10 protein-coding genes are annotated in these 17,048 nt (G+C 58.8%); 4 read left to right on the forward strand and 6 right to left on the reverse strand.

Annotated elements, in window-relative coordinates:
* Window positions 1–38: 38 nt before the first annotated feature.
* The gene (locus HS103_12085) at window positions 39–1,433 is read right to left on the reverse strand and encodes an aspartate kinase (protein MBE7513536.1); all 1,395 of its coding nucleotides are present in this window, start codon (window positions 1,431–1,433) and stop codon (window positions 39–41) included.
* Window positions 1,433–4,021: a hypothetical protein gene (locus HS103_12090; GenBank protein MBE7513537.1), complete on the reverse strand. Its 2,589-nt coding sequence runs from the start codon at window positions 4,019–4,021 to the stop codon at window positions 1,433–1,435. The genes HS103_12085 and HS103_12090 overlap by 1 nt, the downstream gene beginning before the upstream one ends.
* 534 nt (window positions 4,022–4,555) lie before the next feature.
* Here HS103_12090 and HS103_12095 point away from each other — a divergent pair.
* Together HS103_12095 and HS103_12100 are read left to right on the forward strand one after the other, a co-directional pair.
* Entirely contained in the window at window positions 4,556–5,497 is a 942-nt protein-coding gene (locus HS103_12095) for a cysteine synthase family protein (GenBank protein MBE7513538.1), read from the forward strand.
* A gap of 99 nt (window positions 5,498–5,596) precedes the next feature.
* Window positions 5,597–6,853: an acyl-CoA dehydrogenase family protein gene (locus HS103_12100; GenBank protein MBE7513539.1), complete on the forward strand. Its 1,257-nt coding sequence runs from the start codon at window positions 5,597–5,599 to the stop codon at window positions 6,851–6,853.
* Window positions 6,854–6,868: 15 nt separating this feature from the next.
* Here HS103_12100 and HS103_12105 read toward each other — a convergent pair whose 3' ends face one another.
* The 3 genes from HS103_12105 to HS103_12115 are packed head-to-tail and all read right to left on the reverse strand — an operon-like array spanning window position 6,869 to window position 10,072.
* Complete coding sequence (locus HS103_12105; protein ID MBE7513540.1) at window positions 6,869–8,503, reverse strand: hypothetical protein; 1,635 nt, start codon at window positions 8,501–8,503, stop codon at window positions 6,869–6,871.
* A 38-nt stretch (window positions 8,504–8,541) separates the two neighbouring features.
* The gene (deoC, locus tag HS103_12110; protein ID MBE7513541.1) at window positions 8,542–9,537 is read right to left on the reverse strand and encodes a deoxyribose-phosphate aldolase; all 996 of its coding nucleotides are present in this window, start codon (window positions 9,535–9,537) and stop codon (window positions 8,542–8,544) included.
* A 7-nt stretch (window positions 9,538–9,544) separates the two neighbouring features.
* Window positions 9,545–10,072, reverse strand: coding sequence for a phosphoglycerate mutase family protein (locus tag HS103_12115; GenBank protein ID MBE7513542.1), 528 nt, complete (start codon window positions 10,070–10,072; stop codon window positions 9,545–9,547).
* A gap of 45 nt (window positions 10,073–10,117) precedes the next feature.
* Between HS103_12115 and HS103_12120 the strand changes: the two genes are divergently transcribed.
* Both HS103_12120 and HS103_12125 read left to right on the forward strand, forming a co-directional pair.
* Window positions 10,118–11,194 (forward strand): glycosyltransferase family 9 protein, encoded by a 1,077-nt coding sequence (locus HS103_12120; GenBank protein MBE7513543.1) that lies wholly within the window; start codon window positions 10,118–10,120, stop codon window positions 11,192–11,194.
* A 182-nt stretch (window positions 11,195–11,376) separates the two neighbouring features.
* Window positions 11,377–14,100, forward strand: a complete 2,724-nt coding sequence (locus HS103_12125; GenBank protein ID MBE7513544.1) for a WD40 repeat domain-containing protein — start codon at window positions 11,377–11,379, stop codon at window positions 14,098–14,100.
* Window positions 14,101–14,212: 112 nt separating this feature from the next.
* Here the strand turns inward: HS103_12125 and clpB are convergent, their stop codons facing one another.
* Window positions 14,213–16,819, reverse strand: coding sequence for an ATP-dependent chaperone ClpB (gene clpB, locus HS103_12130; GenBank protein ID MBE7513545.1), 2,607 nt, complete (start codon window positions 16,817–16,819; stop codon window positions 14,213–14,215).
* Window positions 16,820–17,048 lie beyond the last annotated feature (229 nt).

A 17,048-nucleotide genomic window follows, 5' to 3' on the forward strand; every position in this document is an offset into this window, starting at 1 on the left:
ATACACCCACTCCCTCCCCACATCCCTATATGCCTTTTCTAACGCTTGATCTCTGGGAAAATCTGCCGCAGCATGGGGATCGTACTTGATTCGGTCAGCTTGTGAAGCTGGCGCACAGCGTCTTTCATGTGGATGGGTTCAACGGCAAACAAACGCCGTCCACCCATCCCCCGCGCTGCCGAGAGGACGGGGACGCTGATCGGCGCACTGCCCACCGTCCCCGACCCAAAGGCGGCAATCACCTTGACAACGGCGATCTCCCATTTGGGGAGCGCCCCTCGCAGCGTCGCCGCCACTCGCCCCGCTGCATCAGGACCCTCGCTGGTGGGGACGACGAAGGTGAGCGTGGTATGGTGATGGCTATGCAAAACGATCACCGGTCCGCGTGCGGCTTGCCCAACTGTATGGTGAATTTGCACAAGGAAGGCGGCGAGATCAAGCGGCTGCCCATTGAGTGTCATCGCCAGCCCGTCAACGGCAGTCACTGCTTTCAGCGCCACACCTGTATCCTGTGCCTCGGCTTGAATCAGCGTGCCGGCGTGGTCAAGATTATCGGGGTTGCGAACGCGCAGCGGAATCCCACGCGGGGCGAGCGGTTCAATGGCATCGGGATGCAGCAGGCGCGTCCCAAAATAAGCGAGTTCTTCAACCTCGCCATAGGAAAGCAAGGGAATCACCCGCGCCCCCGGCACAATAGCGGGATCAGTAGACATAATGCCATCGACATGCGTCCACAGCCAGACCTCATCTGCCCGCAGCGCCGCCGCCAAGAGAGTCGCCGTGTAATCACTCCCGCCGCGCCCTAGCGTGGTGATCACCCCTCGTCGCGTCGCCCCGACGAAGCCCGGCAAGATCGGCGTGATTTTCGCCTCCAAAAGGGGGCGGAGGATCGCTTCGGCGCGTTCTTCGATCAAATCGATCAGCGGGTTGGCGTTTTGGTACACCTCATCGGTGATAATAACCGACTCGGCATCCACTGTGACGGCGGTCAAGCCCTCCACCCGAACAAGAGCGGTGAGGATCGCCGCCATCACTTGTTCCCCTACTGCCATCACCCTATCCCGATCCCGCGCTGTCGCCCCTCGTTCGCGGGCAATCCGATCACAGAGGGACAGCACTTCGTAAAGGTGATGATCCAAGAGGGTGATCAGACGTTGGCGAACGCCTAAATCGGCAATCAGCGTGTCAAGTAGGGTGATGTGCTTTTCCCGGATCAGGGCGACAATGCGGCGGTAGCCGCTGCCGCCGCTGTGTCCGGCTTCGGCGCTCTCCACCGCCCGCCGGAAAGCGTCGGTCACCCCGCCCATTGCCGAGACGACGACGACGATCTGATCCCACGCCAGCGCCTCGGCAGCAATCACGCCGGCAACACGAGCGAGTTTGCGGGCGTCTGCCGTCAGCGACCCGCCGAATTTCATCACCAAGAGCGCCATCACTGCACCTCATACTCACGGAGTAAGATCAACCCATCCGCCGCACCGCGGGCATCGTCAAACACCATCAGACGGGTGAGTGACGGATAGCTGTACCATCCGGCATAAAGGCGGTATGTGCCAGCGGGAAAGGCGGGCGGCATCCCTCCAATCACTTCTGTCCATATCTCGTTAGGGTGCCATTGGCTGGTGGGATACGTTCCCTCCCCCGGCTCCCCGTCAAACTGAAGCATCATTGTGCCATCAGCGCTGACGAGATGAAAAAAGAGGTGGTAATTCTCGCGGAGGGGCGTATCCGTCCGCCAGCGTGTTTCGATCTCGAAATATCCCTCGCCAAGTGCTGAGGGTGCGGCATAGCCAAGGAAGTACAAGCCCCCCTCAAGGGCGACGGTGTGCCTGACCAGCGGCGCAATGGAGGCGCTCTCCGGTGGCGCGTTCACCTCAAGTGCCACACACTGCGGGGTGCTTAATTCCTGACAGGATTCGCCCCTCATAACACACCTCGGCGGAAGCGAGGTGAGGGTACAGCCTTCAAGGGGATTCAGGGTGAGTGTGTGAAACCCGGCTGAAAGGCGCAGCGGAAGCCGAACCCGCGATCCCTCTTGCGCTGAGGTGATCCATCCTCCATAACGGGTAAATCCGTCTTGTCCGTCAAGGGTGATCCCTAGCGAGCGCGGGCGCAGAAACCCGCGCAGTGGGAGAATGAGGGTTTCCTCAATGGCAGCCGGCGTGTAGAGGGGGATGTTCAGTGACTCCCCAACCCACACCCCCGAAGACGGAAATGTCCACAGAAGCGCCGTTTCTTGGGGCGGGGTGTTGGGCAGTTCAACAATCAGGTAGCGCTCGTCTTCATAAGTGGGCGTGCCGAGAACCGTCCTTGCCGCCGCCAGTTGATCGGCGCGGAGTACCTGTTTATGCAAAATAAGGACATCCACGCCTACCCTGTTCAAGAGTCCTGCTACTGCTGTTGGGAGCGAGGCGGGCTGACCTTCCTGCTCGGCGGGGAGCAGTGACGCCTCTCCGCTGACCGCCGCCGTGATCAGGCGCAGCATACCTGCATTGGCGTTCGTCTTGCGGGAGACGTAGCCCGCCAACAGCGGCTTGTGGTGGGCGGTTTGGTAGAGCAGCGCCAGTTTTTGCGCCGTTGGGTCGTCGTGGGGGAGGTGGTGAACAGCGCGAATATCGCTCCGGGTGGCGAGATCGTAAAAATAGGAGGGAATATCTGGCGGCGTAACGGGGAAGGGAAAAAAAAGTTGATACTCCATCAGGATCAGGGCGGCGAGGGGGATGAGAAGGATTCTCTTACGGGGTGTCCTCTCTCGCAGCCGTGCCAACCCTAATGCCGCCAAGACGCCTAACGCCAGCCCTGTTGTCATGTTGAAGCGCCCGGGCGTCCGCGTGACAGCGATCAGGGGAAGGTCTTGGAAAAGGGCGTAAGGTAGGGTGATGTAACTTTCCTCGCGCAGGGTGTAGGGCAAAGCGGCATACCCTTCCGGCGAATCGGTGCGGGTGCGCAGGGGAATATCGCCGACCTTCAGCACCGCCCCAAGCGAAAAAACCATGCAGCCGAGAAGTACCGCCAACCACACGCCGCCGCCACGCCGCGCCAAAACCCCGATCAGCGCCAAAACGCCGCCGAGAATTCCCACATAGGCAGCACCCTCAGTGCTGTTGATGCCAATCGCTTGCTGCGCATAGGGCAGGGTCATTGGGCGGGTGAAGGGCGAGAAGGGCGAGGGCGAGACAAAACTGAGTAGATCAGCGCTGTATCGGACGCGCCCACTCTCTTGGAGGTAGGCGGGCGTATCGGGGGCGAGCGCCTCACCGATCAATGGGGCGTAAAAGGGGAGAATCAACAGCGCCCCGCCGACGAACATCCCACCCAGGGCGGCAGCGATCTTCGGCTGACGGAGCGTGCGACGGTAGACGGGTGAGAACAACCCATATGCCCCGCCAAACAGGACGAGCGGCATCACCCCGTAGACGATCCCTGTGAAATTGCCCAAAGCTAAGACCCATAATGCCAATGCCCCAATAAGCGTCCATCGTCTGGGGTGTTCCGCCCCGCCAAGAAGCCGCCATAGCGTCAGCGCCACGATGGGCAGCGCGTAGTTTGAAAGGGGGTTCACATGCCCCGCCGTTAGGTGCCCTTGTGCGGCGGGGAAGGCGCAGAAGATCAACCCGCCGATCAACGCGGGCATCACCCGCCCGCCGCTGACGGCGTGGCAGAGCAGGTAGCCCGCCACCCCGCAGAGGACAATCATTGTCAGAATCCATAGGTTGAAGGCGGCAATCTCCCCCACAAGGAAACTCAAGGCGGTGATCGGAAGGTAGATCAGCGGTTGGGCAATCTGCGTCGCACTAAAAAAACCAGTGGGGTAGACGAGCAAGCTCTGATAAAAGGGATTCAATCCGTTTTGGAGGGCATATTTCGCCCACCACGCAAGGCGGATGTATTCGGCGCTGTCGCCGTATTCCGCTCCCGCCATGCCCACCCCAAGCTGCGTGATTAGGGGATAGGTTATAAAGACCGCCACCGCAAGGTAAAAGCCGATGATCCCCACTCGCCGGATAGAAACCATTTTCATACGGATGTTTTAGATGTTCCTCTCTTGCCACCCGCCAAAGATAACGCTATAGTTGTTCCTAAGCGATACGCGAGCGTAAGAATGTGCGCGGTATTGCGCTCTGAAAACAACCGTCACCTATATCAGGTTGACAAACCTATTCATCACATTATACTCATGGATGATGATAGGCTGTGGGAATCAAGGAATAGAATACCTTCTCCCATCCTTCTTGTAAGGTTCTGGTTGTAGTTCAACCAGTGAGGCTACTGCAATATGCGAGTTGAGGCTTGCTTGTGTCTGGAGCAGGGACGCTAGGTTCTTCTTCAGATAGTTAAGCAGATAACGCGACCAACAGCCTGAAGAAGCGCCCGTCCCTGAGCGCAGCACCGAGATACCCATCGGATGCTGTTACACGCTTACTGGACAAGGCGCTTTTTTGCTGCCTGTTGGTCGCGTTTTGTTTGCCTATTACCGAGCCTTATGAAGTCGCTCAATTCACGAAACGTCACCGAGGGAATAACGAACCAAATGACCCTTTTCGCCACATATGGAATGCCTATAAACGCCCCCGCCGCCGTTGGGGGGATTGAAGCTCTGATTGGCAACACCCCCGTGATCAGCCTTCGGCGGATCACGGCGCACCTACCGGAAAACGTCCAGCTTTACGCCAAGGCAGAATGGACAAACCCGGGCGGCAGCGTGAAAGACCGCGCCGCGCTGAACATCATCCGCACGGCGGAACGGGAAGGGAAACTTCGCCCCGGCATGACCCTGGTGGACAGCACAAGTGGGAATACGGGCATCGCTTATGCCATGTTGGGCGCCTCGCGGGGGATCAAGGTGAAGCTCTTTGTCCCCGGCAACGCCAGCCCAGAACGGCTTGCCATCCTCCGCGCTTACGGGGTTGAACTCGTCCTGACCGACCCGTTGGAAGGATCGGACGGGGCGATCCGCGCCGTGCGTGAACTCGTCGCCCGCGAACCTGATTCCTACTTCTATGCCGACCAGTACAATAATCCAGCAAATTGGGGCGCTCATTACGCCACGACGGGGGTCGAAATCTGGGAACAGACGGGCGGGACGGTGACGCACTTCGTCGCCGGATTGGGAACGACAGGAACGCTCATGGGGACCGGGCGACGGTTGAAGGATTACAACCCGGCGGTGCAGATTGTCTCTTTGCAACCGGATTCGCCCTTCAACGGGTTGGAGGGCTTGAAACATATCGCCACTGCCATCACGCCCGGCATTTACGACCCAAATTTGGCAGATCGGGATATTGGGATCAGCACGGAAGCCACCTATGGGATGGTTTTGCGTCTTGCCCGTGAGGAAGGGCTGTTGGTGGGGATTAGCGCGGCGACGGCTGTTGTTGGCTCGCTGATCGTTGCTGAGGAAGCCGCCGCACGGGGCGAGAGCGCGACGATTGTGACGCTCTTTCCTGATAACGCCTCCAAGTATCTGAGCCACGCACCGTATAACACCTTGCTCTAGAGACCTGCTACAGCACGTCCCCTACCCTCCCACGCAAGGCGACGATGCGGTACATTTAGGAGATGTCTATCGCCTTTCCAGATGCGGTGCATATGACCAATGACCATCTCCTTTGATCTCCCTGAGCGATTTCTAGTCCAACGTGCCATGCTGCACGCCATTGCCGAGCAGACGATGCGCCCCTATTCCCGCCAGCTTGATGAAGCCGAACACGAACGCCCCACCGCCTTTATCACGATGATGTGGGGTGTTCTGAAAGAACAACAAGCGCGGGCAAGTGCGAAAAGCGCCAGCATAGGGGATGCCTCTCCCTCTGAGCGTACCAAGACGGGGACGGCGTGCCTGAAAATGGTTGTTATCTCTGAACAACTTGCTTGGGGCGATTTGGGACAGTACATGACGATGCCTTCGCCCTTCCTTGCCGGCGCAGTGATCGAGGTGGCGGGCAGCCCTGAGCAGAAGCGCCGTTTTCTGACGCGCTTTGCCGAGGGGGAGCCGAAATGGGGGGCGATGGCAATGACCGAACCCGCCGCTGGATCAGATACCTCTGCCATTGAGACAACCGCCGTCCTTGACCCAACAACAAACGAATGGGTCTTGAACGGCTGGAAAATCTTCTGTACGAATGGGACACTCGCCCTTGAGGAATCGGACGGTATCCTCGTGGTGTGGGCGACGGTGGACAAAAGCGCTGGACGGGCGGGGATGAAACCCTTCGTCGTGGAGGCGAAAACCCCCGGTGTGAAGATTGCCAAAGCGGAAATCAAGCATGGCATTCGCGCCAGCGACACGGCGGCAATCGTCCTTGAGAACGTCCGCATCCCCTATGACAACCTGCTTGGCGATCCAGCTATCCAAGAGCGCAGCGGGACGGCGGGCTTCAAGGAGGCGATGGCAACGTTTGACGCCTCCCGCCCAATTGTGGGAGCGGTGGCAGTAGGCGTGGGGCGGGCAGCATTGGAGTTCCTAAAAGAAAAACTTGCCCAAGAGGGAATCACCCTCGATTACAACAAGCCCAACCACCTGATGACAACGGTAGAACGCGATGTCTTAGAGATGGAGGCGCAGTTAAAGGCGGCGTGGCTGCTCACCCTGCGTTCGGCAGCCCTGTTTGATCGCGGTGAGCCAAACAACCTAGAAGCGTCTATGGCGAAGGTGAAAGCGGGCAAGGCAGTGACCATCGTCACCCAAAAGGCGGTGGAACTCTTGGGGACAATGGGCTACAGCCGCGAATGGCTGGTTGAAAAGTGGATGCGCGATGGCAAGATCAACGACATTTACGAGGGGACGGGGCAGATCAATACGTTGATCGTCGCCCGCCGCATTTTGGGCTACACCTCCAAAGAATTGGCGTAACGCGCCCCGCACCCCCTAGTCCCCTAGTGTGGCATTCCACAGCAACGGCGACCACCCATAGGCATCAAAGATGAGGTTGCCCACGCGCCCGCTGACACCGTTCAGATTCACCGTGTCACGGATGGGCAAGATCAGCGCCTGATCCATGATCAAACGCTGCGCCGCTGTGTACAACCCCGCCCGATCCGCCGGATCAAGACTCTGCGCGGCGCGGCTGAGCCAACCATCAAGTTCAGCGTTGGCGAATTTGGAGAGGTTGTTCGGCGCATCGGAGCGGTAAAAGAGTGTCAAGAGGTTGGCATCGACGCCGTAATCGTTGAACGCCAAGAGGTGATACTCGTTCGTCCGCTGTGCCTCGCGGAGCGCCGCCAAGCCCGGCACTTGGCGCAGTTCAAGCTCAATGCCAATTTCTCGCCATGCACTCTGGATTTTTTGGGCAATCTGCGGAGCATTGCCCCACGAGGGGACGACCATGATCAGGCTGAGCTTGACGCCGTTCATCTCCAAAATGCCGTCGTTGTCGCTATCGGCGTAGCCCAATGCCCGAATCGCCTTCCGTGCCGCCTCCCGATCATAGGGGTAGTAGTCCTTTGCGTTTTTATCATAAAAGGGCGTCGTAGCCGAGAGCGCTCCATAGGCGGGGGGCGAAAACTGCTGGAAGATCGAATCGGTGATCGCTATGCGGTTCGTCGCTTGGATCAACGCCCGCCGCAGCGCCACATTATCCAGCGGAGGGCGCGTTGTGTTCATGAAAAACTGGAAAGGCATTCCGGGTATTGGCTGGGGGACGAGGGCGAGTCCTTCGGTGCGGGCTATGTCGACGGCATCCAGCGGGGCAAGCTCGCCCATCACCTCTGCCGCACCCGTCTCCAATGCGGGGGCGCGGGTGGCAGGGTCAACAAAGAAGCGGAATTCAACTTCCTCAATGGGGGCGGGGTTTGCCGTCAGGTAAAAGGGCGGCCCCCAATGGTAATTCGGGTTACGCCGCAGGAGGATGTAATCGCCTGGGACGAACGTCACCATCATGTACGGACCTGTCCCCACCTGATGGAGTTGGTAGCGATCTCGGTCATACTCCAGGAGCGCTTTGGGGCTGGCAATGCCCAAGTAGCTTTGCGAGAGGGCGTCAAGGAACGCCGCGTAAGGCTGGCTGAGGATCAAGGTGATTGTGAAGGGATCAATGATCTCGTAGCCCGTGTACGACCCCAACATGAACAGCGCTTTTTGTGATTTCGTCTCTGGGTTGGTGATCCGATCTAGGGTGGCGGCAACGGCAGCCGTGTTGAAGGGTTCACCGTCGTGAAAGGTGACATCCTTTCGCAAGAAGAAGGTATAGCGCAGCCCATCGGCGGAAATTTCCAAGCGCTCAGCCAAACCCGGCACAAATTCGTCCGTTGAGGGGTCGCGGTAAAGCAGGGTGTCGTAGATGGAACGCAAAGGGATGGTCAGTTCGACAGAGGCGTTGATGTGCGGATCAAAGCCGCTTGGCAGGAGGGTTAAGCCGTAGACAATCCGTCTAGCCGATTGGGCAGAGGCAACATCGGTGGCTGTCCCCCGCAGAAGCGCAAAACCGACAAAGCCGACTCCCCCACAGAGGAGCAGCAGCACGGAAAGGCACGAGAGTGCCACAAACCCCGGACGGCGATTCATATGGTTTGAATATTCCTTTGTGATTATGACGCATTGAATCAGGGCATGGGTTGGTAGCGATCTGCGGCGTAATGCCCGGTGAGGTGATGGGAAAGCTGCCGCTCAATATCGGTCAGCAAGGCGCTTGCCCCCAAGCGAAACAATATTGGGTGTGTCCAAGCATTGCCCAATTCTTCTTTCATCAAGATCAGCCAATCGAGCGCCCCTTTTGCGGCGCGAATCCCACCCGCTGGCTTGAAACCGATTTTGTACCCCGTCCGTTCGTGGTAATCACGGATTGCCCGCACCATGACCAAGCCATTCGTCAGCAGGGCGTTGACCGCCTCTTTGCCGGTACTCGTCTTGATCACATCAGCGCCCGCCATCATCGCTACAAGGCTTGCCTGCCCAATATGGCGCAGCGTGCCAAGCTCCCCAACGGCGAGGATCACTTTTAAATGTGCTTCGCCACAGGCTTGGCGGAAGGCTGCCACCTCATCATAGAGAGCGCTCCACTCCCCGCGCAAGACGGGCGCACGGGAGATCACCACATCAATTTCGGCTGCCCCTGCCGCCACCGATTCCTTGATTTCCTCAACCTTGAGGCGGAGCGGCGTTTGCGCCGCCGGAAAGCCCGTCGAGACGGCGGCGACGGGAATCCCCGACCCACGCAAGGCATCCACCGCTGTGCTGACAAGGTTATGGTAGACGCACACCGCGCCGACCTTGATTCCCAACCCCCCTGCCCCTAGCGCTGTCAACAGTTCCGCCCGAACGGGCTGCCGCGCCTTCGCACATAAGCGCTGGACGTTCCCCGGCGTGTCGTCGCCCGCTAAAGTCGTCAGGTCAATGAGAGTGATCGCCCGCAGCAGCCATGCCGCTTGCCAGTCTTTCTTCACTGTCCGCCGTGTGATCAGCGTGGCGGCGCGGCGTTCGACGGCGCTTTTGTTGATGCGCACCTCGTTGACCCAACCGAGGTCAAGCGGCATCCCCGGATTTCGCGCCGTGTGATCAAGGGCAAGGCGTTCCTTTGGCGTGGTAGTTTTCGTGATCATGACTGGGTTACCTCACCCGCAGCATCTCGATGGTTGTGAATGTATCCCCCTCAAGGTGGAGAGAGATTCCCTCGCAATAGGAAAAGCCATCCCCCCACGCGCTGTAATCGGCGTCGGGAAAACAGGCGATTGCCCCGAATTCAATGATTGAGCCGTGCAGAATGATCAGCGCCGCAGCGCCATTGGGAATGGTCTGGGCAATCTCTCGCCAAAGGGCGACGACCTTTGTGGCGAACGCTGCTGCCGGAGGATGGCTATTCACCACCACTGCATGATTGGCAATGGTATAAGGTGGCGCAATCTGGTTGAAGATCGCCCCCGGCATCGTGTGCAGTTCCTCCGCCGGATGTTGAGCGTCTACAGCATAGCCCATCGCCAGCGCTGTTTCGTAGGCGCGGGGGAGCATACTGGTGATCACACGGGCATACGTCCCCATGCCCTCTCCCACGCGGCGGGCAAGGCTCACCCCCGCTTGGTTCAGGTGCGGGTCAGGGGCAGATCGGCTACTGTGGCGGCGAATATAAAGTGTACGCATAAGGTATGGATTATAACCTAATCATGGTAACATGGGGGCGTACACATGTTTTGCCTTGTGTCAACGACAACCATTTTTATGTACCAGCGCATTGTGATCCTTAAACCGTGCTGTATTGGTGATGTGATCTTCGCCACACCGCTGCTTTTGGCACTGCGCCGCGCCTACCCCACCGCCGTGATCGATTGGGCGGGTGGGGGCAGCGCCCGCGCCGCGCTGAGCGGACACCCCGCCTTAGAAACGATCCACGATACGGGTGGGCGGGCGAATCCGGCAAGCCGCCCCCTCTCGCTGCTGCGTGCCGTTCTCACCGTTCGTCGGGGCGCTTACGATCTCGCCGTGACGCCGGATCGCTCCCGCCTGTTGGGGCTGATTCCCCTTCTGGCAGGGATACCCGTCCGCGCAGGATTGGATAGCGGGGGGCGTGGCTTTGCCCACACGATTCGTGCGCCGATTGACCCCGCTGTGATTCGCCACGAGGCAGACATTTACCTTGATGTCGGGCGGGCGTTAGGCATTCATGTGGAGGGTGTCTATGCCGAATGTCCACCGCCCCCAGAGGCGCACGCCCGCGCTGAGGCAATCATGACGGAGCATCACCTTCAGATAGGACGGTTTGTGATTGTCCATCCGGGCGGTGGTGTGAACGCTGGCATGACCATGACGATCAAGCGCTACCCACCGCTGCACATGGCGGCACTGGCAGATCGGCTCAGCCGCGTCTTGGGCGATATTCCCGTAGTGAGCATTGGCGCGGCAAGTGACCGCGAGGCGCTGGCGGTGTTTCGGGCAGCAGCCCAAGCCCCGCTAATTGATCTTGCCGAGCAACTGACTCTGCGGGAGATCGGCGCATTGGCGGTGCGGGCGGCGCTTTACGTTGGGAATGACAACGGTGTTGGGCATTTGGCAGCAGCATCGGGGGGAAAGGTCTTGATGATTTTTGGACCCTCCGACCCGCGCCGTTATGCCCCCTTTGTGCCGCCGGATCGGGCGCGGGTGGCATGGCGAACGATGACTCTTCCCACTGGTGGGGTGGGCGGCGCCCCGCCCGATTTCCGTTGGGAGCGCGACGGAGTGACCGTTGATGAGGCGTTTCAGGCGGCGCTGCCGTTGTTGGTCTAATCCCCGATGTTGCAGGGAAAAGAGACGCCGAGGCAGCCTATCGCCTTCAGCCCCTCTCTTTTGTGTGGGAAGTACGGTTTACCATGCAACCATATGTGAAAGTGTTCCCCAAAGCCCCCCATCAACGACCACACCACACCACACCACACCCATAGGGGATGTATTTTATTCAAGAGGCATTTATGCGAAAACAATCGGTCATTATCCTTTCATGTTTGGTGCTTGGTGCGGTGATGGTGGGTACGGGGAGTCATGCTACCGTCGCCCATGATGGCGTGGCAGAAAGCCGCCGCCTTGCCGCCGCCGCTGTCGAGGTGATCCGCGATGGCGAACGGCTGGATAAAACGCTTGCCGTGCTGCTTGGTATTCGCGCCCTCCAAAGCGCCTATACAGAGGAAGCCGATTTGACATTGGGCGAGGCGCTCACCTACCCCATCCCCCTCAAACAATTGGCTGATCCGCACAGGATGGCGACGGGCTACGGGGATTGGGCATACCGTCAACTGCTTGCTCTCTCCCCAGATGAACGCTATGTGTTGGTTGGCGCGGATTACGACGCGCCTATTGGTGCAGAGCGTATTCCTGATGAGGGGATGCCCACGCTTGGCTTTGGCAAACCCCGCCGCCTTCAGGATGATTTTTCCTTCGATAACACCCTACGCTTGATCGATTTGCATACGGGGCAGGAGGTGCAGCGCTTTGAACGCCCCACGACGAATCCCGATGGAACAGAGATCGATACCTTTGCCTTTACCAAGAGTATTGCCTTTCGCCCCGATGGACGGGTGGTTGCCAGTGCCTCAGAGAACTGTGTCATTCGCCTGTGGAATGTCGAATCGGGACGTTTGCTGCGTCAGTGGAAGTCAGAGCAAGGCGACTATTGCAACTCGCGCCATCTTGCCTTTTCCCCAGATGGCAAAACGCTGGCAATGACGGATGACACCCTTACACTTTGGTCAGCCGATAGCGGGGAACTTCTTCAAACCCTCGGTGAGCGGCTGGAAACTTCCTATCAACTGTTCAGACAACGCTATTTTCCCCCTGTGTTCTCCGCCGATGGACGCTATTTGCTGAACGGCGACGATACAACGATCCGCCTCTGGGAGGTGGCAAGTGGGACTCTTCTCCGTCATGTGTTGGTCGATCAGGACGGCGATTCAGCGAACACTTTTTTATCAGTGAACGCCTCATTGGACGGCGAATTCATCGTTAGCGCTGACGCTCAGGGAGAGGTTCGGGTGCGCCATTGGGATTTGACCCCGGTGAAAACCCAGCAAGGAAAACACCCTCTTCAATTTACACAAGTCACCTTGCTTGAGGATGGGGAAACGTTTTTAGCCTTTTCCGATCATCCCGACGATCCCGACTATGATTCTGGCATGTTGGGGTTGTTTGACTTTCAAACGGGGGCACGCCTACGTCACTACCCAAACATATACCCCCAGTGGAATTCTCCCTCCTACTTCAGGAGAGGGATTCCCTATGTGATTAGCCGCAGTGGGCGCTATTTTCTACAAGGGAACCCTCTTTCCCTATGGGAAGTGCAAGGCGCACCGGGCATTGTTTCGCAGGTGAGCAAGGTACTGGGCATGACCTATACCCATCACGGGCGCTATGTCGGCATTTTTCATGATTCCGATAACGACCCACCGCGTCCCGCCCAAATTTGGGATATTCAGTGTAAGTGTCTGGTTGCGCAGTTTAGCCCTGAGACGCGGGGAATTATGTTCTCTCCAGATAGCGCCTATGTAGTGACCACCGATGGGAAAACCAGCTATATCTGGTATTTGGAAGGACCCAATGCCGGGCAAAAAGGTGGTCACGTGAGGGGTTTCATCCGGCAGATTTTGCCGAATGGATGGGTGGTGACAGTCGCACAGAGCAGTACAGGCGGATCGTTTAGGTTGTCGGATGTGTTGGGACCTCTGACGCGGCAGATCATAGGCATAGACTGGGATAGTTACGAAACCACCCTGCCCATCATCACTGCCGATGGGCGTTATATCCTCTTTCCTGCGGAGGAATCTCTGAGCCTCTCACAGGTGGCTGCGTTCGGGTACGCCCCCCCAGTATGGCGCATCCCTCTGCCAATGTATGCCGAGTGGTCTCTCTCGCCCGATGAACGGCAGATCATCGTCACCTTGTCTGTATTTGACAATAATACGTTCAGCCGCCTGATGAGTCTCTACGATCTGGAAACGGGGGCGCTCCTTCAGCAGGTGTCCAGCGAGGGCTATTTCCCTACCTTTTCGCCAAATGGGCGTTATATTGCGCTCACCGAACCAAACAAATTTGTCATTTACGATTGGCGTGCAGGGCAACATGTATGGAGTTTTCCCGATGGGCTAGGGCAGATCACCTTTACCCCAGACAGCCGCGCCGTGCTTATCCCTGACTATACGCGCCAACGTTCCACCTTGTACAGCCTTGCCGATAAGCGCGTGCTGCGGGCGTTCCCCGTTGTAGGAAAGGTGTCGTTCTCCGCCGATAGCCGCACACTCTATCTGGAGACAAAGCGCGACATGGCGGATGTTTTTGAAGGGTGGGATGTTGATTATCACGAGTTTCTTCGCACGGCGTGCCGTAGCGTGGGACGGGATTTCACCGCCGAGGAGCGCCAAACCTATGCCATTCGGGACGATCAGCCCACCTGCCCAGATGATCTGACGGGACGGGAGCGCCTCCTAGAGCGAGCGCCGACATGGACAGCCGTCCCCACGCTGACGCCGGAACGGGCTGCCGAAGGCGGCATCACGCCTTTTCCATCCCCAACGAGGAGCAACTTTACCGAACAACCAACGAACACACCCACCCTAACGCTTGCCCCGCTGCGGTTAACGCCTTTCCCGACGCTCACCCCGCCGCAGTTAACGCCGATCCCGCCCCTTCCGACGGCGAAACCGTGAGGTGAGTAGAATGCTTTGCCGCCTCGCCCACAATGGGCGAGACGGCATGTATCTTTTAAGGAGCATAAGGGGCGATCACCTTTAGACTAGACGCCCCAGGCGGCATCCCTGCTCAGGCGCTGACAGGCTCGCTTTGCGAGAAGATGAGGGCTGTTTCGCCGCCCTCTGTCGTCCCCACATCAACATAAATCATCTCGCCCTCGCGCAGCGCCCCTTCGAGGATGTACACGGCGAGAGGGTCTTGCAGTTCGCGCTGAATGATGCGCTTGAGCGGACGCGCCCCAAAGGTGGCGTCGTAGCCACGCTCGGCAAGGTAGCGTTCTGCCGCCGCGCTGAGCGTGATTCCCATTCCGCGCTCTGCCAAAAGCGTGCGCAGCCGCTCGATCTGGATGTCCACAATCTGAACAATGTCGTCGGGGGTCAGGGTGTGGAAGGTGACGATCTCATCAATCCGGTTCAAAAACTCTGGACGGAACAGGCGATCCAGTTCGGCAAGGACAGCCGCCCGCAGCCGTGCCGGATCGCCGCCGATCTGCTTGATTTGAGCGCTGGCAGCGTTGCTGGTCATGATCACGACGGCGTTTTTAAAGCTGACGATGCGCCCTTGCCCGTCCGTCAGCCGTCCATCGTCCAAAACCTGCAAGAGAACATTGAACACATCGGCGTGCGCCTTTTCGATCTCGTCCAGCAAAACGACGGCATACGGGCGGCGGCGGATTGCCTCGGTAAGCTGACCGCCCTCGTCATAGCCCACATAGCCGGGCGGCGCTCCGATCAGCCGGCTGACGTTGTGCTTTTCCTGATACTCGCTCATATCAATGCGCACGAGGGCATCATGATCATCAAAGAGGAATTCCGCCAGCGCCCGCGCCAGTTCGGTCTTGCCAACACCCGTTGGCCCCAAAAAGAGGAACGATCCCATCGGGCGGTTGGGGTCTTGCAGCCCCGCCCGCGAGCGGCGAACGGCGTTTGCCACTGCCCGAATCGCCTCGTCCTGCCCGATAACGCGCTTATGAAGGCGCTCCTCCATGTGCAGCAGCTTTTCAACCTCTCCCTCCAACAGTTTTGTCACGGGGATGCCCGTCCATTTGGCAACGACGATGGCGATTTCTTCGGCGTCCACTTCTTCTTTCAAAAGCGCATCCCCACGCTGCATCTCGTGGAGTGCCGCCTCGCTGGCGGCAAGCTGCTTTTCCAACGCCGGAATATCGCCATAGCGCATCCGCGCCGCCGCTTCAAGGTCGGCGCGGCGTTCGGCTTGCTCCAAGCGGACGCGGCTTTCATCTAACTTTGCCTTTGCCTCCCGAATAGCGCTGATCGCATCCTTTTCCGCCGTCCAGCGGGCGCTGAGGGCACGGCTTTCCTCCCGCAGGTTTGCCAGGTCGTTCTCCAATTTGGCAAGGCGATCTCGGCTTGCCTTATCGCGTTCTTTGCGCAGCGCCTCGCGCTCAATCTCAACCTGCATGATCTGGCGATCAATCATCTCCACTGCGGCTGGTTTGCTGTCGATTTCCATACGCAGACGGGACGCTGCCTCATCGATCAGGTCAATTGCCTTGTCGGGAAGCTGCCGATCTGCGATGTAGCGGTGGGAGAGCGTCGCCGCTGCGATCACGGCGCTGTCTTGGATGCGCACACCGTGATGCACTTCATAACGCTCTTTCAAGCCCCGCAAAATGCTGATCGTGTCCGCCACGTTCGGTTCATCAATGAATACAGGCTGAAAGCGCCGTTCGAGCGCGGCATCTTTTTCGATGTATTTGCGGTATTCATCGAGAGTCGTCGCCCCAATGGCGTGCAGTTCGCCCCGCGCCAACATGGGCTTGAGCATGTTTCCGGCGTCCATCGCCCCTTCGCCGGCGCCCGCCCCGACAATCGTATGAAGTTCGTCCAAAAACAAGACGATCTCGCCAGCGGCATCGGCAACTTCTTTGAGAACAGCCTTCAGGCGTTCTTCAAATTCGCCGCGATATTTAGCGCCAGCAACGAGCGACCCCATATCAAGGGCAATGATCCGTTTGCGCTTCAGACCCTCTGGCACATCGCCATTTACAATGCGCTGCGCCAGCCCTTCGACAATCGCCGTCTTGCCAACGCCTGCCTCGCCAATGAGGACGGGGTTGTTCTTCGTCCGGCGGCTGAGGACTTGCACAACGCGGCGGATTTCCTCATCGCGCCCGATGACTGGATCAAGTTTCCCCGTGCGGGCGGCGGCGGTCAGATCGCGCCCATATTTTTCCAGCGCTTGAAAGGTCGCTTCGGGGTCTTGGCTGGTGACGCGCTGCCCGCCGCGTATGGCGACGAGCGCCTTCAAGACCTCGGCATAGGTGATGCCCTGTCGCTTGAGTAGATCGGCAAGGGTCTTGTCCTCGGTGAGCGCAAGGAGGATGTGATCAGTGCTGATGTACTCATCCTTCATCTTGCCCGCCTCGCGTTCGGCACGGCTGAGCGCCTCCACCGCCGGGCGGGAGAGACCCGTCTGGGCGTCCCCCGTGACGCGGGGTTTTGCCTCAAGGAGCGCCTCCAGCTCAGCGGCAAGCCGTTCGGGGCGTCCCCCGATGCGGGCGATGACCTGGGGGACGACCCCCTCTGGCTGCTGAAGGAGCGCCAACAGCAGGTGGGCTGGCTCAATTTCTGGGTGGTGTTTTTCGCCGGCAAGGTTCTGCGCGGCAAGCGCCGCCTCCCGCGCTTTGTTCGTAAAATTGTTTAGGTTGATCATAGGAATCATCCTCTCCTTGTTCTGATTCTAAAGAATCTCGTGTAGGAAAGGCGTTGGCAAACCATTAGAGGGATGTTGTAGGGGAAGGGAGTTACGGAGTGCGGGGGGGGGCGCGGGGCTGAAGCCGCCGCGCTAGGCATAACCACCCCGTTGGGGCTTAAGACGAATCCAGGGAGAGTCTCTTTGCCTTCAAGCGTCAATCCTAGTCTGCTGCTTTAGGGGCAGGCAA

The organism is Anaerolineales bacterium (assembly GCA_015075625.1).
Lineage (GTDB): Bacteria > Chloroflexota > Anaerolineae > Aggregatilineales > UBA2796 > UBA2796.